This is a genomic window from Polynucleobacter sp. 78F-HAINBA (genome assembly GCF_018882325.1).
Lineage (GTDB): Bacteria > Pseudomonadota > Gammaproteobacteria > Burkholderiales > Burkholderiaceae > Polynucleobacter.
Genome location: NZ_JACVOQ010000020.1, coordinates 1 through 1236 on the forward strand (window position 1 = coordinate 1; position 1236 = coordinate 1236).

Here is a 1236-nt window from a genome sequence, read left to right on the forward strand (position 1 = left end):
TGAATCGCTACCACTTCTATAGACACTTTCTAGCCTAATATTTAGTCTATTAGGAGGTGTGTCATGAGTACAAGAAGGCGGTTTACTGAAGAGTTCAAGTTAGAGGCAGTCAAACAGGTAGTTGAACGGGGTTTTGGTGTTCGAGATGTGGCTGCTAGGCTGGGCACCTCACCCCATAGCCTGTATGCCTGGGTTAATAAATATGGCATTCCAGCTGAGCAGCGTCTAGTGGGGGATGATCAAACGGCTAAGCTTAAAAGACTGGAGGCGGAGCTGCGGCGGGTTACCGAAGAGCGCGACATCCTAAAAAAGGCCGCCGCGTACTTTGCCAAGGAGTCCGGTTAAAGTACGCCTTCATCAAAAATCACCAGCATGAGCATGCCATCCGCACCATGTGCAAGGTTTTACGAGTCCACCACAGTGGCTATTACGCCTGGCTTAAAGAGCCACTCTCGTCTCGAGCGTGTGAGAACCAAATGATTGTGACCCAGATTAAGCAAGCGTGGCTGGCAAGCGGCACCATCTATGGTTATCGCAAGATCCATGATGATCTGCAAGATCTGGGGATTGCTTGTGGTGAACAGCGGGTGTATCGCTTGATGAAGGCGCAAGGCCTGCGCTCTCAAACAGGTTACAAGCGCAAACCACGGCATCATGCTGGTAAGCCTCATGTCGCCGCTCCCAATCACCTGGCTCAGCAGTTTGATGTTTTAGAGCCTAATGAGACCTGGGTAACGGACATTACTTATATCCGCACGCATGAGGGTTGGCTGTACCTGGCGGTGGTCTTGGATTTATTCTCCCGCCAGATTGTAGGCTGGTCGATGCAAGGACAGATTGATAAGGAGCTCGTAGTCTCAGCCTTGCTGATGGCTTTATGGAAACGCAAACCTAAGCAAACAGTGATGATCCACTCCGATCAAGGCAGTCAATTTTCCAGTTACGAGTGGCAGGCGTTCTTAAAAGAACACAACCTCAAGCAAAGCATGAGTCGGCGCGGTAACTGCCATGACAACGCTGTAGTCGAGAGCTTTTTCCAACTACTCAAGCGGGAGCGGATCAAACGTAAAACCTATGCCAGCAGAGCAAAAGCAAGAGAAGATATCTTTGATTACATCGAAATGTTTTACAACCCGGTTAGACGCCATAGCTACAACAATGGGCTTTCTCCGGTAAGATTTGAACAGCAGTACCAAGCGAGGTTGGGAAGTGTCTAGGATATTGGTAGCGATTCAA

At 49.3% G+C, this 1236-nt stretch carries 1 protein-coding gene; it reads left to right on the forward strand.

The window, feature by feature from the left end:
• The first annotated feature begins 63 nt into the window (after window positions 1-63).
• A protein-coding gene (locus ICN11_RS10620) for an IS3 family transposase (RefSeq protein ID WP_216230352.1) occupies window positions 64-1217 on the forward strand; the annotation gives its coding sequence in 2 pieces (ribosomal slippage) (window positions 64-304 and window positions 304-1217; 1155 coding nt in all).
• Window positions 1218-1236: the final 19 nt, after the last annotated feature.